General features: G+C 63.4%; 13 protein-coding genes. 6 read left to right on the top strand and 7 right to left on the bottom strand.

The features are described 5' to 3' along the window. Positions 1-48 precede the first annotated feature (48 nt). Both HD883_RS08725 and pepN read right to left on the bottom strand, forming a co-directional pair. Positions 49-1,065, bottom strand: coding sequence for a class 1 fructose-bisphosphatase (locus tag HD883_RS08725; protein WP_179586389.1), 1,017 nt, complete (start codon positions 1,063-1,065; stop codon positions 49-51). Then, the gene (gene pepN, locus HD883_RS08720; protein ID WP_179586391.1) at positions 1,062-3,767 is read right to left on the bottom strand and encodes an aminopeptidase N; all 2,706 of its coding nucleotides are present in this window, start codon (positions 3,765-3,767) and stop codon (positions 1,062-1,064) included. The genes HD883_RS08725 and pepN overlap by 4 nt, the downstream gene beginning before the upstream one ends. A gap of 197 nt (positions 3,768-3,964) precedes the next feature. On the opposite strand from pepN, the gene HD883_RS08715 reads away from it, so the two are divergent. Next, complete coding sequence (locus HD883_RS08715; RefSeq protein WP_257022086.1) at positions 3,965-4,669, top strand: DUF4136 domain-containing protein; 705 nt, start codon at positions 3,965-3,967, stop codon at positions 4,667-4,669. Positions 4,670-4,733: 64 nt separating this feature from the next. On the opposite strand, the gene HD883_RS08710 is transcribed toward HD883_RS08715, so the two are convergent. Further along, complete coding sequence (locus HD883_RS08710) at positions 4,734-5,357, bottom strand: TetR family transcriptional regulator (RefSeq protein ID WP_179586393.1); 624 nt, start codon at positions 5,355-5,357, stop codon at positions 4,734-4,736. Positions 5,358-5,837: 480 nt separating this feature from the next. Then, entirely contained in the window at positions 5,838-6,200 is a 363-nt protein-coding gene (locus HD883_RS08705; protein ID WP_179586395.1) for an H-NS histone family protein, read from the bottom strand. 246 nt (positions 6,201-6,446) lie between these two features. On the opposite strand from HD883_RS08705, the gene HD883_RS08700 reads away from it, so the two are divergent. Both HD883_RS08700 and HD883_RS08695 read left to right on the top strand, forming a co-directional pair. Next, positions 6,447-6,998: a YaeQ family protein gene (locus HD883_RS08700; RefSeq protein ID WP_179588659.1), complete on the top strand. Its 552-nt coding sequence runs from the start codon at positions 6,447-6,449 to the stop codon at positions 6,996-6,998. A 238-nt stretch (positions 6,999-7,236) separates the two neighbouring features. Next, positions 7,237-8,490, top strand: coding sequence for an SAM-dependent methyltransferase (locus HD883_RS08695; protein ID WP_179586397.1), 1,254 nt, complete (start codon positions 7,237-7,239; stop codon positions 8,488-8,490). A gap of 10 nt (positions 8,491-8,500) precedes the next feature. On the opposite strand, the gene ypfJ is transcribed toward HD883_RS08695, so the two are convergent. Further along, positions 8,501-9,370, bottom strand: coding sequence for a KPN_02809 family neutral zinc metallopeptidase (gene ypfJ / locus HD883_RS08690; protein ID WP_179586399.1), 870 nt, complete (start codon positions 9,368-9,370; stop codon positions 8,501-8,503). Between the two features lie 468 nt (positions 9,371-9,838). Here ypfJ and HD883_RS08685 point away from each other — a divergent pair, with 468 nt between their 5' ends. Genes HD883_RS08685 through HD883_RS08675 form a run of 3 tightly spaced genes read left to right on the top strand, consistent with a single transcriptional unit; the run spans position 9,839 to position 15,762 of the window. Beyond that, a complete protein-coding gene (locus HD883_RS08685; RefSeq protein WP_179586401.1) occupies positions 9,839-11,086 on the top strand; it encodes an efflux RND transporter periplasmic adaptor subunit in 1,248 nt (415 codons plus the stop codon). Between the two features lie 52 nt (positions 11,087-11,138). After that, a complete protein-coding gene (locus tag HD883_RS08680; protein ID WP_179586403.1) occupies positions 11,139-14,312 on the top strand; it encodes an efflux RND transporter permease subunit in 3,174 nt (1,057 codons plus the stop codon). Between the two features lies 1 nt (position 14,313). Further along, positions 14,314-15,762: an efflux transporter outer membrane subunit gene (locus HD883_RS08675; RefSeq protein WP_179586405.1), complete on the top strand. Its 1,449-nt coding sequence runs from the start codon at positions 14,314-14,316 to the stop codon at positions 15,760-15,762. A 194-nt stretch (positions 15,763-15,956) separates the two neighbouring features. Here HD883_RS08675 and HD883_RS08670 read toward each other — a convergent pair whose 3' ends face one another. Together HD883_RS08670 and HD883_RS08665 are read right to left on the bottom strand one after the other, a co-directional pair. Next, positions 15,957-16,925: a Bug family tripartite tricarboxylate transporter substrate binding protein gene (locus tag HD883_RS08670; RefSeq protein ID WP_257022084.1), complete on the bottom strand. Its 969-nt coding sequence runs from the start codon at positions 16,923-16,925 to the stop codon at positions 15,957-15,959. Between the two features lie 161 nt (positions 16,926-17,086). After that, on the bottom strand, positions 17,087-18,040 hold the full coding sequence (locus HD883_RS08665) for a Bug family tripartite tricarboxylate transporter substrate binding protein (protein WP_179586407.1): 954 nt from the start codon (positions 18,038-18,040) through the stop codon (positions 17,087-17,089). Between the last annotated feature and the right edge of the window lie 125 nt (positions 18,041-18,165).

The raw sequence follows: 18,165 nt of genomic DNA, 5'->3' as shown, positions 1-18,165 counted from the left end.
CGGCCAAGGCCGGGTTTTTCACACCACATCAAAGCAAGCGGCTGACGATCAGCCCTTGGCTTCCAGGTGGTACTTCGTCGCCAGGTCCACTTCGGTCTTGGACCCGAGGATCACGCTGACGCGTTCATGCAGGGCGCTGGGCTGGATGTCCAGGATGCGCTGCGTGCCGTTGGTGGCCGCGCCGCCGGCCTGCTCGACCAGCATGCTCATCGGGTTGGCTTCGTACATCAGGCGCAGCTTGCCCGGCTTGCCGGGTTCGCGGGCGTCCCACGGGTACAGGAACACGCCACCGCGGCTCAGGATGCGATGCACGTCGGCAACCATCGAGGCCACCCAGCGCATGTTGAAGTCCTTGCCGCGCGGGCCGGTCTTGCCAGCCAGGCACTCATCCACATACTGCTTCACGGGCGGGGCCCAGTGGCGCATGTTGGACATGTTGATCGCGAATTCCTTGGTGTCGGCCGGGATCTGGATGTCCGACTGCGTCAGCACCCACGAACCCAGTTCGCGGTCCAGCGTGAAGCTGTGCACGCCCGAACCCACCGTCAGCACCAGCATGGTCTGCGGGCCATACACGGCGTAGCCGGCGGCGACCTGCTTGCTGCCGGCCTGCAGGAAGTCCTGTTCCGTGACTTCGCGGCCGGCGGCTTCGTCGGGCGCGCGCAGCACCGAAAAGATGGTGCCGATCGACACGTTCACGTCGATGTTGCTCGAGCCATCCAAAGGATCGAACAGCAGCAGGTATTCGCCCTTGGGATAGCGGTTCGGAATCAGGTGGATGGTTTCCATCTCTTCCGAGGCCATGGCCGCAAGGTGGCCGCCCCATTCATTGGCTTCCAGCAGGATTTCGTTCGACAGCACGTCGAGCTTCTTCTGCACTTCGCCTTGCACGTTTTCGCTTTCCAGGCTGCCCAGGACGCCGCCAAGCGCGCCCTTGCCAACGGCATGACCGATCGCCTTGCAGGCGCGGGCAACGATTTCGATAAGGAGGCGAACTTCTGACGGCAGCGCGGCTTTGTCGCGTTGCTGCTCGATCAGGAACTGGGTAAGCGTCTTGCGCTTCATGCGGAGATCTCCAGGGCTTTTGAAACGATTTCAGTGACGTTGCGCGACAGCCCGGGATGATTGCGGACATCCTCGAGCGCCTGCTTCATCTGGGCGCTCAGCGCCGGCACGTACCGGATCCAGCGATCCATGGCACGGGCCAGCCGCGCGGAAATTTCGGGGTTCAGGCGATCCAGGGCCAGCACCTGCTCGGCCCAGTAGCGGTAGCCGCTGCCGTCGGGGCGATGGAAGCCGTACGGGTTGTTCAGGCAGAACTGGAACACCAGCGACCGCGCACGGTTCGGATTGCGCAGCGTGAAGGCCGGATGCACCATCAGGCCATTCACGGTTTCCACATCGGTGTGGCGGCTCGTGGCCTGCAGCGTGAACCACTTGTCGACCGACAGCGGATCGCTTTGATAACGCTCGAAGAAGTCGGCCAGCGCCGTGTTGGCGGCTTCACGCGGACCAAAGTTTACAAGCGCCGACAGTGCGGCCATGCGGTCGGTCATGTTCTTCGACGACGCATATTGCTCGCTGACTTGCGCTTCGGCTTGCGGAGCGCCGCCGGCCAGCAGGAAAGCCAGGGCCAGGTTCTTCATGGCGCGCTTGCCGGCAGCAATCGGGTCCGGTGAATACTCGCCCGGCGTCTGGTTGGCGTCGACGGCGGCTTGCCAATCGGCGGCCAGGCGGCGGCCCAGTTCGGCGCGCAGGTGGTCGCGCGCCGTCGCCAGGGCAATCGGGTCGACTTCGGTCATGCGTTCGGCCAGCGTCTTTTCGGCAGGCAGCGCCAGGGCGCGCGCACGGTAGGCGGCATCCAGGTCGGTCGCCGTCAGCACCGACCGCCAAGCCTCGACAAAACTGTCCGACAGGCTGGCAGGCTGGCCACCGCGCACGGCGTCGGTCGCGGCCAGGATCTGGCGCGTCGCCAGTTGCTGACCGGCTTCCCAGCGGGCAAAGGCGTTGGTGTCGTGCGCCATCAGCAGCGCCAGTTCGGCATCGCTGAAGTCGTACTCGACGATCACAGGCGCCGAAAAGTCGCGCAGAAGCGACGGCACCGGACGGCTCGGAATGTCTTCGAACACCCACTCGGCAGTTTCGGTCGTCAGTTCCAGCAGGCAGCTGTCGGATGCGGCGGCATCGCTGCCCGCGAGCTTGAGCGGCAACGCCTTGCCGTCGGCGTCCAGCAGGCCCATGGAAAACGGGATGTGCAGCGGCGGCTTGACGGCAATGCCGGCCAGGCGCTCGACACCCACCGGCGCGCACGATTGCGTCAGGCGCAAGGTGCAGCGGCGCGTGGCGTCGTCATAGCGCATGTCGACCTTGACCCGCGGCGTGCCGGCCTGGCTGTACCAGTGGCGGAACACGCTCAGGTCACGGCCCGGATGGGTCTTCTGATAGACCGATTCCATGGCGGCCACGAAGTCGTCGCAGGTCACGGCCTGCCCATCATGGCGGCGGAAGTATTCGGCCAGCCCCTCGTTGAAGCCGTCGGGGCCCAGCAGCGTCTGCTGCATGCGGATGACTTCGGAACCCTTCTCGTACACGGTCGCCGTGTAGAAGTTGCCGATTTCCTGATAGCTTTCCGGGCGGATCGGGTGGGCCATGGGGCCCGCATCTTCGGGGAATTGCGCGGCGCGCAGCGTCACCACGTCGTCGATCCGCTTGACGGTGCGCGCGCTTGCGGCCGCCGTTTCGTCCAGGCCGGTCGCCATCATGTCGGCCGTGAATTCCTGGTCGCGGAACACGGTCAGCCCTTCTTTCAAGCTGAGCTGGAACCAGTCGCGGCAGGTCACGCGATTGCCGGTCCAGTTATGGAAGTATTCGTGGCCGATCACGGCTTCGATCGCGCCGTAGTTCGCGTCGGTGGCGCTGTCGGGGTCCGCCAGCACATAGGCCGCGTTGAACACGTTCAGGCCCTTGTTTTCCATCGCGCCCATATTGAAGTCGCGCGCCGCCACGATCATGAAGCGGTCCAGGTCCAGTTCCAGCGAAAAGCGGGTTTCGTCCCAGCGCAGCGCGCGTTCCAGCGATTCCAGCGCAAACTGGGTCTTGTTCTCGTTGCCCGGATCGCTGTAGACCTGCAGCAGCACTTCCCGGCCCGACTGGGTGTTGACCCGAGACTCGCGCCAGGTCAGCTTGCCCGCCACCAATGCAAACAGGTAGCAGGGCTTCATGAACGGGTCTTCCCACTGCGCTTCGTGCCGGCCATCAGGCAGATCGGTCTGGCCGATCAGGTTGCCGTTGGACAGCAGCACCGGAAATTCGGCCTTGGCCGCGCGCAGGGTCACAGTAAACCGAGACATGACGTCGGGGCGGTCTGGAAAGTAGGTGATGCGCCGGAAGCCCTCGGCTTCGCACTGCGTGAAGAACACCCCGTTGGACACATATAGACCCATCAGGGTCGAATTCGCCTGGGGCGAACACCGGTTGGCGATTTCCAGTTCGACCGTCTGGCCCAATCCGTGAATCGTCAGGCCGTGTTCGCCGACTTCGTAGCGCGACGCGTCCAGCAACTGGCCATCCACCTTGATCGACACCAGGTCCAGCTCTTCGCCGTCCAGCACGAGCGGCGCGTTGGCTTCCTTGCGATGCAAGGACAGACGGGACGTGACAAGCGTGCTGGCCGGATCCAGGTCGAAGTCCAGATGCACCGCCGTGACCTCGAAAGGGTAGGGGCGGTAACTCTGGCGGCTGATCGTGACGGGGCTATCGGTGCGCATAGGAATTCTTGACCGGAGAAAATGACGGGAGTCGGAAGGACAGGAATGCGAGTTGCGACGGGGATTGTACGGGCGGTGGACAGGTAAACCCAGCCGCCTACGGTATCTGGCCGAGGCAAGTGAACCCGGGAGGATAATCCGGGTCAGAAGCCTATAGTAGTAAAAAACACGTTCCCGACTTTTCTCCGGAAGCAAATATGTCGATGTTCAAATGTAATTATTCGTCAGACACGGGCGCCGCGCTGCGGTCGTTGCGCCGGGGCGCTGGATGGGCGGTCAAGCTTGGCGCGGTGCTGGTCCTGGCGGGTTGCGCCTCGACCTTGCCGGCACGGGTAACCACATTCCAGCAATGGCCCGCCGACGCGCCGGGGGCCACCTACAAACTGACGCCGACCACCGAGCAGCAGGACAGCCTGGAATATCGGCAATATGCCGACCTGCTGCGCACGGCAATCAGCCCGGTGGGTATCGTCGAGGCCAAGCCCGGCGCCCAGGCGCGTTTCCTGATCACCATGAGATACGGCGTCGAGCCGGTGCAGGTCAGGGTGGAACGTCAGTACGATCCCTTCTATTCGCCGTGGGGCCCGTATGGCTATGGGTATGGCGGCTTCGGCGGCCGTCGGGGCGGTGGCTTTGGCTTCGGCGTGCCCTTTGGGGGCGCACCGTATCCGCAGACGTGGTCGTCCACGACGATGGATGCGTCGCGCGCCAACTTGAAGGTAGAGATTCGCGACGCCGCGCAAAACAACGCCAAGGTCTATGAATCGACGGCGGTCAATACCGGATCGGGCGGCTCGTTGCCCGAGATCATGCCGTATCTGGTTCGCGCGATATTCGACCGGTTCCCCGATACGAATGGGCAGGTGCGCCAGGTGAATTACGAGCTGGAGAACCGGCGTTAATCAGGCGCGTAAGTAGAAGACCCAAGTAAAAAGCCCGACAGGACATCCTGTCGGGCTTTTGTCATTACGGGCGGGTATTCTTCAGCCCGGCAATGAAGGTATCAACCATATTGGTGCCCACCACTGTCAGGTCGAACTCTTCTGGCGCCAGAAGCCAATCCATCAATATGCCGTACAGCATGGCGTGAAAACCAATCGCAGCATGACGGGGGTCAACGGCCTCGGTCAGTTGATTGCGCGCCATGGCATTCCGGAATGCCGCTTCGTAGTGTGCCAATGAATTATTACGGTCTTCATGGTGGCGCCGCTGCAGGTCGATCGTTTCGGCCACATATTCGCACTTGAAAATCAGGATTTCACAGACGCGGCGCGCGCTGGGATCCTCACGCACCAGATTCAGCGTTTCCGTCGCGCTTTGGCGCAGCTGACCCAAGGGATCGGACGCACTGACGTCACTGCTGCGGCGCAGCCCTTCTTCCATGGGCGTCTTGACCCGCTGCACCATCGCATCGAGCAGGTCGATCTTGTTCTTGAAGTGCCAATAGATGGCGCCGCGCGTGACGTTGGCGGCCACCGCGATATCTTGCAGCGACGTGTGGGCCACGCCCTGCTCGCTGAAAATCTGTTCAGCCGTGGCAAGAATGCGCGCCCGGGTCTCGAGCGCCTCTTCCTTGGTCTTGCGTACCATGCGTTAAGCCTTGCCGCCCGATGCGACGGGGCGGATTCATGTCGTTTCCTGCGTAGCGGGGCAGGAAGATAGCGATGCAGCGGTGCTTCGAAGGCCGACTGCGCCCGCCCGAAGCTCAAATATACATACGTGTATGTATGTAAATATAGCATGGAAAAGCCCTTGTCCAAGTACGGTCTTGTAAGGGCCTCATCCAAATGCAGTAAGCGCGTGGAGGTAAACTCTGACAAACGATGCAGCATTATTCGCTGCGTATGCAGCCTGCGGGTCTTGCACGCTTGATGGCATAATCCGGCGGCATCAACCGTCAATCCACTACGCGGTGAGCAGATATTGCGTACGTAATACGTAATGGAAAGCGTCCCAGCCAGAAGGCGAGCCCAGTTAACACGGCGCGCCCAGCTAAAAGGCGCACCGAAGTGCGCCTTGAGCCTGAATGCAGTCGCGGCTGCCGATGTGCGTTGGCAGCGTGCGGCGGGATCAGTCCTTGATCAGGAAGCTGTCACGCTCGGCGCCCGACGCTTCGGCGGCAACCAGCCAGCGTGGGGGTTTGCCGCGGCCGGTCCAGGTGTCGCCGGTATCCGGATGGCGATATTTTGGCGCGACCTGGCGTGCAGGCTTGGCAGCGCCCTTGGCGGCAGCAGGACGGCCCGGGCTTTTGCGCGTGGTGGGCACGCCCTTGGCAATCGCATTCTTGAGTTCGTCGAGCGTGATGGAATAATCATGCATCGAGCGGACAATGGACGCGATGACCGGCTGGCGTTGCTTGACGCGGACGGACTCTGCCTTGTCCTGGAGCCTTTTGATCTGAGCCTGCAAGGCGAGGTAGGTTTCTTTGGGCATTTTTATCCGATGGAGTGAACACGCGCGTAACATGCGCCGAATGATGCGTCTGAAAGCAGGCGGCAATCAATCAGTGCGCGGTGGTGTGGGTAAATGTCTGCAGAATAGATAGTATTTAAGCCGCAAAGTTCAAGCATTGCAATCGATAAGAAAATAATTTGTCCTGTCGATTACTGCGTGAGTATCGGAAAGTATGTCAACCCTAAGACTTTCGCATTGGCCGAAGGTCCACTGTGTAATGGATTTATGGCTCTAGGTTCGGTGGTATATAAAGCAGCCTTGCAGGTTGCTGACATGGACAGGCACTACTACGCGGACCATGCCCTCGTGCTCGCCCAGCATCCTTCGGAAACTTCCGAACGCATGATGGTGCGGCTGCTGGCGTTCGCCCTGCACGCAAATGAATATCTGGTATTCGGCCAGGGATTGAGTAATGACGAAGAACCTGATCTCTGGATTAAAGATCTGACTGGCGCAATACAGCTTTGGATTGAGGTCGGATTGCCGGATGAAAAATGGGTGCGCAAAGCCTGTTCGCGCGCGGATGAGGTCATCGTGTATGCCTATGGCCGCACGGCCGATGCGTGGTGGGCCAAGCACCGCGCCAAACTCGAACGTCTGGATAATCTGACGGTGTATCGGCTGCCGGTCGAGCAATCACGGGATATTGGCCTGCTGGCCAAACGATCCATGCAAGTGCAGTGCACCGTGCAGGATCAGGAAGCCTGGTTGACCGATGGCGACGCGGCCGTACGGGTTGTACGCGAAACCTTGACGCCAAAGCGTAAGGCGGGGTGAGGCGTAACGCGGGGGATACCGCCCGATGAGCCTTCGCGGTTGAGTTGTGTTTGTCCCTAAGCGCGTCAAGGATTTATACGTAGTTTCCGGGGTGTCGGGCTTAAGATAATTGGTAAGTTGTTAGTGAGATTGATCAACGACGCGGCACAAGGACCTCCGGTCCGCTTTTGATCAGGTCGAGTGCCTTCCCCCCTCGGCTCGCTGGAACCCGGCGGCCGAAGCTACTCGGAATCATTGAATGAACGCGCTTTTTTCCCATGCCGAGCGCCAGCTCGCCGCATTGCCTGTTCCTGTTCAAATCACCCTTCCCGATGGGGGCCGCCTTGGCCCCGACAACGCCAAAGTCCGCTTCACCACCAAGACCTTGCGATCCCTGTCGCACCTGGTGCGTGGCCGCGTTGGCGAATTGGGCGCCGACTATGTGGAAGGCCGCATTGACATCCAGGGCACCATGCGAGACGTGATGGCGGCCGCCGCCGGCATGCTGCATGAATCGCCTGTTGCCAGCGGCAATCGCAATTGGTTTTCCGCCGTTGGAAAGCGGGGCGTGTCGATCATCCGGCACACGCGTGAACACGATGCACGCCAGATCGAATTCCACTATGACCTGTCCGAAGCGTTCTATGCGCTATGGCAGGACCCGCGCCGCGTGTATTCCTGCGCGTATTACCGGGATTCCAATATGGATCTGGCGCAGGCGCAGGAAGCCAAACTGGATCACATCTGCCGCAAGCTCGACCTGCAAGCCGGCGAGCGATTTCTGGATATCGGGGCAGGGTGGGGCGGTCTGCTGCTGTGGGCGGCCGAGCATTATGGGGTGGATGCCACCGGGATTACGCTGTCCAGGAATCAGCATGCGCACGTCACCCGTCTGATCGAGGAAAAAGGCCTGTCGGGCCGCGTGCGGATGATGCTGCTCGATTATCGGGATCTGGATGAATCCCGGTCATTCGACAAGATTGCGTCGGTCGGCATGTTCGAACATGTCGGGCAGGTCTATCTGAAAAGCTATTTTTCCAAGATCCGCCGCCTGCTTCGCCCGGGGGGGCTGGTGCTGAACCACGGGATTACCGCGGGCGGTACGAGCAACAGCCAGCTGGGCAGCGGCATGGGCGATTTCATCGAAAAATACATATTCCCGGGCGGCGAACTGGTGCATGCCAGCCGGGTGCTCGAATCGCTGAGCGATGGCGGCCTGGAAGCGGTCGACCTGGAAAACCTGCGGCCCCATTACGCACGCACCCTGTGGGCGTGGAGCGATAACCTGGAAGCGCGGCTGGACGAGGCCTATCGGATTCTGGAAGGCAGCCGGGGCGCCAAGGCGGTACGGGCGTACCGCCTGTATCTGGCGGGTTGCGCCATGGCGTTCGAACGGGGCTGGATCTCGCTGCAGCAGGTGCTGTGCCAGGTGCAGGGCAGCGTCAAGGGCGACGAACTGGATGGCCCGCCAGGGCAGGCCTATCCCTTCCGCCGCGACTACATGTATCGCTGACCGTCCGGCATCAGAGCTGGCGTGCGGTGAACGTATCGCACGCCTGCGGCTCGCCGCTTTCCAGTCCCCGCTTGAACCAGCGAACGCGCTGCGCGGAGCTGCCATGGGTGAAGGCATCGGGCACAACCTGGCCCTGCGACTTCTTCTGCAGCATGTCGTCGCCGATGGCGGTAGCGGCATTCAGCGCGGATTCGACATCGCCGGCTTCCAGGATGTGGCGGGTGCGGTTGGCATGGTTGGCCCAGATGCCGGCATAACAATCGGCCTGCAATTCCACCCGCACCGACAGGCGGTTGCCTTCGACTTCGCTGAGGCGTTGGCGCTCGCGGCTGACCTTGGCGGACACCCCGGTCAGGTTCTGCACGTGATGACCCACTTCATGCGCAATCACATACGCGCGGGCAAAGTCGCCCGGTGCGTTCAGCTTGGTCTGCATGTCCTGGAAAAAGCTCATGTCCAGGTAGACCTTGCTGTCGGCCGGACAGTAGAACGGACCCATGGCCGACTGGCCGGTGCCGCAAGCCGTCTGTGTTGCACCGCGGAACAGCACCAGCTTGGGATCGACATAGCTGGCGTTGGCGGTTTTGAAGATGTCTTTCCAGGTGTCTTCGGTGTCGGCCAGCACGATGGAGACGAAACGCGCCTGGGCGTCGTCGGCCGGAGGCGCCTGCGCAGGGCCTTGCGGGGCCTGCACCGAGGCCGGTCCGCCGCCGCCTGCCATGTCGAGCACGACGCGCGGGTCGACGCCAAAGTAGGCCGCCACCAGAGCCAGCACGATGGTGCCGATGCCGATCGAACCGCGGCCAATGAAACCGCCTCCGCCGCCACTGCCACGACGGTCTTCAACATTATCGCTTTCGCGTCCATTATCCAGGCGCATGGTGGGTGTCCTCGGGGGCAAAGTCGCGGGGCGACGTTCAAGGTCTGGACTATAGCCGTTGCGTGCGGTGCTCAGGGCAGCCCGACGGGATTGGTTACCGCCGTCGCACTTGGTACAGTACAAAACGGCCGCTGCCGCCCCGCCCAGCGGGCGCCGTGTGCTCACAACTCCGGGCGGATTGCAATAATTGGATCGCACTTTGCGTGCAGAATATTTTGCTGCCCAGGCTTACAAACATTCATGTATGTTTGTATACTGCTTCACCTTCCATGCACGTCGTACGCTGCAATGCCGCAAGAATCCAGTGAGGATTTACCCTCATGCGCAGCGCGACGCTACCCGTTAGCCCGCCACTTTCATTGTGTCGGGCCATCCGTGCATGGTGCGCTGCAGCAGGCGCGCTCCACCCCATCAGAGTTCCCTCCGGTCGCCCTACAGGCCCCGGACCGTCAATGCCAGAGGAAGACTATGCAACGCAACGGACGCCCACCCTATCTGTTAGGCGCAGTGTCGCTCGCCGCTGTTTTGGCGCTTGCCGCCTGCGGTAAAGGTAAAGAGGCGCCCGCTGCGGCCGCGCCGCCGCCGATGGAAGTGCCGACCATTACGGTCGCCCCGTCGCGCGAAGTGCTGACCAGCGAACTGCCCGGCCGGATCGAAGCCACCCGCGTTGCCGAAGTGCGCGCCCGGGTCGCCGGAGTGATCCTGCAGCGTGCGTTCGTGGAAGGCAGCGACGTCAAGGCTGGCCAGTTGCTGTTCCGCATCGACCCCGCGCCGTTCCAGGCCGACTACAACAGCGCCAAGGCCAACGTCGAACGTGACGAAGCCAACCTGTTCCAGACCAAGGCCCAGGCCGAACGCTACGAGACCCTGGTCAAGGCCAATGCGGTCTCCAAGCAGGAATACGACACCGCCGTGGCCGCCTACAAGCAGGGCCAGGCCGCCGTGTCGGCCAGCAAGGCTGCGCTGGAACGCGCCCGCCTGAGCCTGGACTACGCCACCGTCAAGGCGCCGATCTCCGGCCGCATCGGCCGTGCGCTGGTGACCGAAGGCGCCCTGGTGGGCCAGAGCGAAGTGACCCCGCTCGCGACCATCCAGCGTCTGGACCCGGTCTACGCCAACATCACCCAGTCGGTGGCGCAGCTGACCGAAATGCGCGCGGCGTTCGCCAGCGGCAAGATCAAGCGCGTGGCCGAAAACCAGGCGCGTGTGAATCTGTCGCTGGACGACGGTTCCAAGTACGCGCTGTCGGGCAAGCTGCTGTTTTCTGACGTGACCGTCGATCCGACGACCGGCCAGGTGACGCTGCGCGCCGAATTCCCGAATCCGCAGAACGTGCTCCTGCCGGGCATGTACGTGCGGGTGCGGGTGGAGCAGGGTGTGGACGAAGCCGCGATCACGGTGCCGCAACAGGCCATCCAGCGCGGTACGGCGGGCGAAGCGTCGGTGTTCGTGGTGAACGCGGAAGGCAAGGTCGAGCCGCGTCCGGTCAAGACCGGCGCCGCCCTGGGCGATCGCTGGCTGATCAGCTCGGGCCTGCAGGCCAATGACGTGGTCGTGGTAGCCGGCTTCCAGAAGCTGCGTCCGGGCGCCCAGGTCAAGCCGGTGCCGTGGAAGCCTGAAGCGGGCGCTGCGGCGGCCCCCAGCAGCGTTGCGCCTGCCCGTCCGGCAGCAACTCCGGCTGCCAGCCCGGCCGCTGCGCCGGGCACCAAATCTTGATCGGCGCCTGGCGGTTCGCCGGTCCTGAGCTTCTCTAAGAGAGTCACCAGACATGTCGCAATTTTTTATCAACCGCCCGATTTTTGCCTGGGTGGTCGCGTTATTCATCATCCTGGGGGGCATTCTTGCCATCCCCAGCCTGCCGATTTCGCAGTACCCGGCCGTGGCGCCGCCAAGTATCACGGTGTCCGCCATCTATCCGGGCGCTTCGGCCGACACGGTCGACAAAAGCATCGTTTCGCTGATCGAAGACGAACTGAACGGCGCGACCGGCATGCTGTATTTCGAATCGACCAGCACGACCGGTCAGGCTGAAATCAACGTGACCTTCGCCCCGGGCACCAATCCCGACCTGGCGGCCGTTGACGTACAGAACCGGATCAAGCGGGTCGAATCGCGGCTGCCCCAGTCGGCGCAGCAGCAGGGTATCCGGGTTGAAAAGGCCAGTACCAACTTCCTGATGGTGGTCACGCTGTCGTCCAAGGAAGGGGATGTCGACGTCATCGAACTGGGCGACTACCTGACGCGTAACGTGCTGAGCGAAATCCGCCGCGTGCCGGGTATCGGCCGCGCGCAGCTGTTTGCGTCGCAACGCGCGATGCGGGTCTGGATCGACCCGGTAAAGCTGCGCGGCTACAACCTGAGCGCATCGGACGTCAACGCCGCCATCGCGGCGCAGAACGTCCAGGTGACGGCGGGCGCCATCGGCGACCAGCCCAGCCTGCCCAACCAGCAGATCAGCAGCACCATCATCGTCAAGGGCCAGCTGGCCACCGCCGATGAATTCGGCGCGATTGTCCTGCGGGCCAATGCCGACGGTTCGACCGTGCGGGTGCGTGATGTCGCGCGTGTGGAAATCGGCGCCGAGTCCTATCAGTTCTCGTCGCGCCTGAATGGCAAGCCCACGGCCGCCATTGCCGTGCAGCTGTCGCCCGGCGCCAACGCCTTGTCGGCCGCCGAAGGCGTGCAGGCCAAGCTGAAGGAATTGTCGGCCCGCTTCCCGCAGAACTATGTGTACGCCACCCCGTACGACACGTCGCCGTTCGTGCGCGTGTCGATCGAAAAGGTGATCCACACCCTGCTTGAAGCCATGGTGCTGGTGTTCCTGGTGATGTTCCTGTTCCTGCAGAACATCCGCTACACGCTGATTCCGTCGATCGTGGTGCCGATTGCATTGATGGGCACCTTCGCGGTGATGCTGGTGGCGGGATTCTCGATCAACGTCCTGACGATGTTCGGGATGGTGCTGGCCATCGGTATTCTGGTGGACGATGCGATCGTGGTGGTCGAGAACGTGGAACGGATCATGGCGTCCGAGGGCCTGTCGCCCAAGGAAGCCACCAAGAAGGCCATGACGCAGATCAGCGGCGCCATTGTCGGTATCACCCTGGTGCTGACGGCCGTGTTCCTGCCGCTGGCGTTCATGGGCGGTTCCGTGGGCGTGATCTACCAGCAGTTCTCGCTGTCGATGGCGGCGTCGATCCTGTTCTCGGGCTTCCTGGCGCTGTCCCTGACGCCGGCCCTGTGCGCCACGCTGCTCAAGCCGGTCAAGAAGGGCCATCACGACGAAAAGAAGGGCTTTTTCGGCTGGTTCAACCGCAAGTTCGACCGCACGACCGACGGCTACCAGAACGTCATCGGCCGCATGCTGGGCCGCACCGGGATCTTCATGATCGTGTACGCCGGGATCGTGGCGATCCTGGTCTGGACCTTCATCAGCCTGCCGTCGTCGTTCCTGCCTGCCGAAGACCAGGGTTACCTGATCACCGACATCCAGACCCCGCCGGGCGCATCGTTCAACCGCACCCGCGATGCCGTGGAACAGGTCGAACAGCACTATCTGTCGCGTCCGTCGGTCGCCTCGATCATCACGATTCTGGGCTTCAGCTTCTCGGGCCGCGGCCAGAACGCCGCCATCTCGTTCGCCACGTTCAAGGACTGGTCTGAGCGCGGTCCGGATGAATCGGCGGCTGCCGAAGCCGGTCGCGGCACGGGCACGTTCATGGGCCGCATCAAGGACGCCATGGCGTTCTCGGTGGTGCCGCCCGCGATCACGGAACTGGGTAACGCCACCGGTTTCGCCCTGCGTCTGCAAGACCGCGGCGGCCTGGGCCACGACGGCCTGCTGGCTGCCCGCAACCAGCTGATGGCTGCCGTGCCTAAAAGCCCGGTCCTGGCGTACGCCCGGGTCGAAGGCCTGGAAGACGCGCCGCAGCTGCAACTGGTGATCGACCGTGTCAAGGCCAACGCCCTGGGCGTGACCTTCGGCGCGATCACGTCGACGTTGTCAACCACGCTGGGTTCCTCGGTGGTCAACGACTTCACGAACAACGGCCGCGTGCAGCGGGTCGTGGTCCAGGGCGAACCGTATTCGCGTACGTCCGCCGACGACATCCTGAAGCTGAACGCGCCCAATACCTCGGGTGGCGTGGTGCCGCTGTCGGCTTTCGCCAAGGTGGAATGGCAGAGTGGTCCGGTGCAGCTGGTTCGCTACAACGGCTACGGCGCCTACAAGATTTCGGGTGACGCCAAGCCGGGGTATTCGAGCGGTGAAGCCATGGCCGAAATGGAACGCCTGATCGGCGAACTGCCGCCGGGCATCGGCTACGAGTGGACCGGCCAGTCGCTGCAGGAACGCGTGTCGGGCTCGCAAGTGCCTATCCTGCTGGGTCTGTCGCTGCTGGTGGTGTTCCTGGTGCTGGCCGCGCTGTATGAAAGCTGGTCGATTCCGGTGTCGGTGATGCTGGTGGTGCCGCTTGGCGTGATCGGTGCGGTGCTGGCGGTGACCTTGCGGGGCATGCCGAACGACGTGTTCTTCAAGGTGGGCCTGATCACCATCATCGGACTGTCGGCCAAGAACGCGATTCTGATCGTGGAATTCGCGAAAGACCTGTACGCCGAAGGCAAGGGCCTGGTCGAGTCGACGCTGGAAGCTTCGCGTCTGCGCTTCCGTCCGATTCTGATGACGTCGCTGGCGTTCATCCTGGGTGTGCTGCCGCTGGCCATCGCCACCGGCGCCAGCTCGGGTGCCCAGCGCGCCATCGGTACCGGCGTGATCGGCGGCATGATCTCGGCCACCATCCTTGCGGTGTTCTTCGTGCCGGTGTTCTTCGTGGTGACCCTGCGTCTGTTCAAGACCAAGCAGGGCGAAGTCCGCCACGACAACGGCACTATTGACGACACCCCGCCGGCCAACGGCGCCGTCGTCAAGCATGAAGGGAATTGATATGAGCAAGCACGTATTCGCGCTCGCGACGGCGGCGGCCCTGCTGGCAGGGTGCTCGTTTGCACCCACCTACGAGCGCCCCGCGGCGCCTGTCGAGGCGAGTTTCGCGTCGCATGGCGCCCCGGCGCCGGTAGCGGGCCAGACGTCGGCCGCCGACATCGGGTGGCGCAATTTCTTTGGCGATCCGCGCCTGCAGCGGCTGGTCGAGCTGTCCTTGCAGAACAACCGCGACCTGCGCGTCGCCATCCTCAATATCGAGGCGGCGCGCGCGCAGTACGGCATTACCAATGCCGACCGGCTGCCGACGCTGAACGCGCAGGCAACGGGCACCCGTGCCCGCACGCCGGCCGACCTGTCGATCCTGCGGCAGGCGACCACGAGCGGCCAGTTCACGGTCGGCCTGGGCGTCACGGCGTTCGAACTGGACCTGTTCGGCCGGGTGCGTAACCTGAGCGAAGCGGCCCTGACGCAGTACCTGTCGACCGCCGAAGCAGCCGCATCGACCCAGATTAGCCTGGTCGCGCAGGTGGCCAACGCCTACCTGAACGAACGCGCGGCCGACGAACAGCTGGTGATCGTCGGGCGCACGCTCGAAGCGCGCCAGCGGTCGCTGGAACTGATCAAGCTGCGATTTGATAACGGCGCTGCGTCGGAACTGGAATTTGCGCAGTCCAACGCGCTGGTCCAGACGGCACGCGCCGACCTGGCGATCGCCCTGCGCAATCGTGCGCAGTCGACCAACGCCCTGGTGCTGTTGATCGGCCAGCCGATGCCGGCCGATCTGCCGCCGCCCCAGCCGCTGTATCAGCAGAACATTCTTGCGGATGTGCCGGTGGGCCTGACGTCGGACCTGATCGAACGTCGTCCGGACATCCGGTCGGCCGAGCAGACCCTGCGTGGCAACAACTACAGCATCGGCGCCGCGCGGGCGAACTTCTTCCCGCGCATTTCGTTGACCGGGTCGGCAGGCACGTCGAGCAGCCAGCTATCGGGACTGTTCGGCAGCGGGTCGCAGGCGTGGAGCTTCGCGCCCCAGATCGTCTTGCCGATCTTTGACAACGGCCGCAATCGCGCCAACCTGACGCTGGCCGAAGTGCGCCGCGACATCTCGGTGGCGAACTACGAAAAGACGATCCAGACCGCGTTCCGCGAAGTGGCGGATACGCTGGATGCGAAGGCGACCTACGACGACCAGATCCGGGCAACCGAAGACCTGGTGCGTGCATCGCAGCGCAACCTGGAACTGTCCGACTTGCGCTACCAGAACGGCATCGAAAGCTTGCTGCAACTGGTGGATGCGCAGCGCACGCTGTTCACGGCGGAGCAATCGTTGCTGCAAGCGCGGCTGCAGCGCCTGAACAACCTGGTGCAGCTGTACAAGTCGCTGGGTGGCGGTTGGTCGGAAACGACCGCGGCCCCCGCGCCGGCGCCGGTGTCGCAACTGCGGTAAGGGTAGGTGGCGGGGAGGGATCCCCGCCGGTTGGCCGCAGGCGTGAATGCAACGCCCCAAGGAAAGGACGTGATCCTGAACTTCGGGCGTTGTTGCGTGTGACGTTGGGTTAACTGGAAAGGCGGCTTGGCGGGTGGCCCGTGTTGCTGGCGGGCTGCGTCGTTACGGCCGGCGTTGTTTACGGCCGGCTTCGTTCACGGCTTGGACCGCTTCGGGTCGTTCCAGAAGGCGTACGACGCCGTCAGTTCCCGTTTGGCGCCTTCCAGGTCGGTGGGGGCCAAGTGCATGGGCATGTCGGCGATTTTGGCCTTGACGCTGTCGTCGGCCAGCACCTTGTGAAGGGCGGCGTTGAAGCGTTCGGCCAGCGGCTGCGGCAGTCCCTTAGGCGCAAAGAAGGCGGTGAAGCTGTTGACGTTCACGCCCGGAAAGCCGAGTTCTTCAAACGTGGGCACGTCGGGCAGCAGCGCCGACCGTGACGTGCCGGACACCGCAAGGATACGCAGCTTGCCGCCACGCGCCATGGCCACGCCTTCGGCTTCGCCGGTGACCCCTGCTGCGATCTGGCCGCTGATCAGCTGCGGCATGACGGCGGCTGACCCGCTGAAGGGCACCGGCTGCAGCAGCACGCCGGCCTTGCGGTCGATCGCCGTTCCGATGATGTCGGGCACGCCGCCGTGCAGCGGAACACCGTAATTGGCGTCTGCCGGATGCTTGCGGGTGTGGTCAACGAATTCGGTCAATGTCTTGGCCGGGCTGGTGACCGGCACCGCAAAGGTCCACTGGAAACGGGCGACCTGGCCCACGGGCGTGAAGTCCTTCATGGCGTCATAGCCTGCGGTGGGCGTGATCAGCGGCACCACGACCACGGCATGGTCGATCGACAGCAGGAAGGTATTGCCGTCGGGCGGCGCCGCCTTGACGGCTGCCGTGCCGATCTGGCCGCTGGCCCCCGCCCGGTTCTCCACCACCACGTGTTGCGCCAGTTCCTTGGACAGGCGAGGCGCCAGCAGCCGCGCAAGCGCATCCGTGGCGCCCCCGGCAGCGTAAGGCACGACTATCCTGAGCGTCGGTTTGCCGTCTTGCGCGTGCGCGGCGCCGGTGAACAGGAGGGTAGCGAGTCCGGCCGCCATGACGGTCGTCAGCCAGTGTCGTCGTGAAAGCATGATCATCCTTGCAGTGAACAGAACGTAGGGACGTCAACAGTGCAAGGGCGGCCAGGAATCTTCAATGCGCGAAAGTGGCGACCGGGGAATTGCGTATGCAAGGTCTGCGACGTTCGCCCGGACTGCCGCAGCGCCTGCGATGGCGCCACGGCTGTCACCCCTCATTTTTTCGGCTGGGTGGCCTTGTCCCAGAAGTCCTGCGATTTGGCCAGTTCGCGTTTGGCGCCTTCCAGATCGGTGGGGTCCAGCACCAGGGGCATGTCCTTGATCTTGCGCTTCACCTCCTCGTCTTTCAGCACGGTGCGCAAGGCGGCGTTGAAGGTGTCGGCCATGGCGGGGGGAAGTGCCTTGGGCGCGTAAAAGGCGTGGAAACTGTTGACGTTGACGCCTGGAAAGCCAGCCTCTTCGAAGGTCGGCACGTCGGGAAGGACCGGCGAGCGGGCGCCGCCGGATACCGCGATGATGCGAATCTTGCCTTCGCGCGACAGGGCCAAGGCTTCGGGCTCGCCCGTCACGCCGGCGCTGATTTCACCGGCGGCCAGCGGCGGCAACACGGCCGCAGACCCGCTGTAGGGCGTGGCCTGTAGCGGGACGCCCGCCTTGCGTTCGATCACGGTCCCGATGATCTCGGGCACGCCGCCCTTTAGCGGAATGCCGTAGTTGGCGTCTTGCGGTTTTGCGCGAAGCAGGTCGACATAGCCGGCCAGATTCCTGGCAGGACTGCTGGCCGGCACGCTGAGCGCCCACTGATAGCGGGCAATCTGGCCCAGGGGCACGAAGTCCCGGATCGCGTGATAACCGGCTGTTGGCGAAATGAGCGGAACCACCACGGTGGCGTGATCCGGCGCGAGTAGCAGCGTGCTGCCGTCGGGCGCAGCCGACTTGACGGCGGCGGTGCCCACTTGGCCGCTGGCGCCGGCCCGGTTTTCGACCGTAACGGTCGTGCCGAGCACGTTGCCCAGACGAGGCGCCAACAGGCGGGCCAGCTGATCGGTCGCGCCGCCTGCGGCGAAAGGCACGATGACTTTGATGGGCTGTTTGAAGTCCTGGGCCGACGCACCGGTGGCGATACAAGCAAGGGCGGCGGCAATAACCACGTGGCGCAGGGGTGTCATGGGAATCCCTTTGGACGAATGACGATGGCAAACCGCAGCACAAATGGGCATGCGGGGTGGGTTGCCACAATGCAATCGTTGGCGCTCACGCTCAATTCGCGGTGCTGCCAAAGGGAAGGCTACGT

Origin of the sequence: Pigmentiphaga litoralis, from assembly GCF_013408655.1 — a bacterium.
GTDB lineage: Bacteria > Pseudomonadota > Gammaproteobacteria > Burkholderiales > Burkholderiaceae_B > Pigmentiphaga > Pigmentiphaga litoralis_A.
Note: the sequence above shows the minus strand (reverse complement) of the source record. Positions and strands in the feature narration are given on the sequence as shown.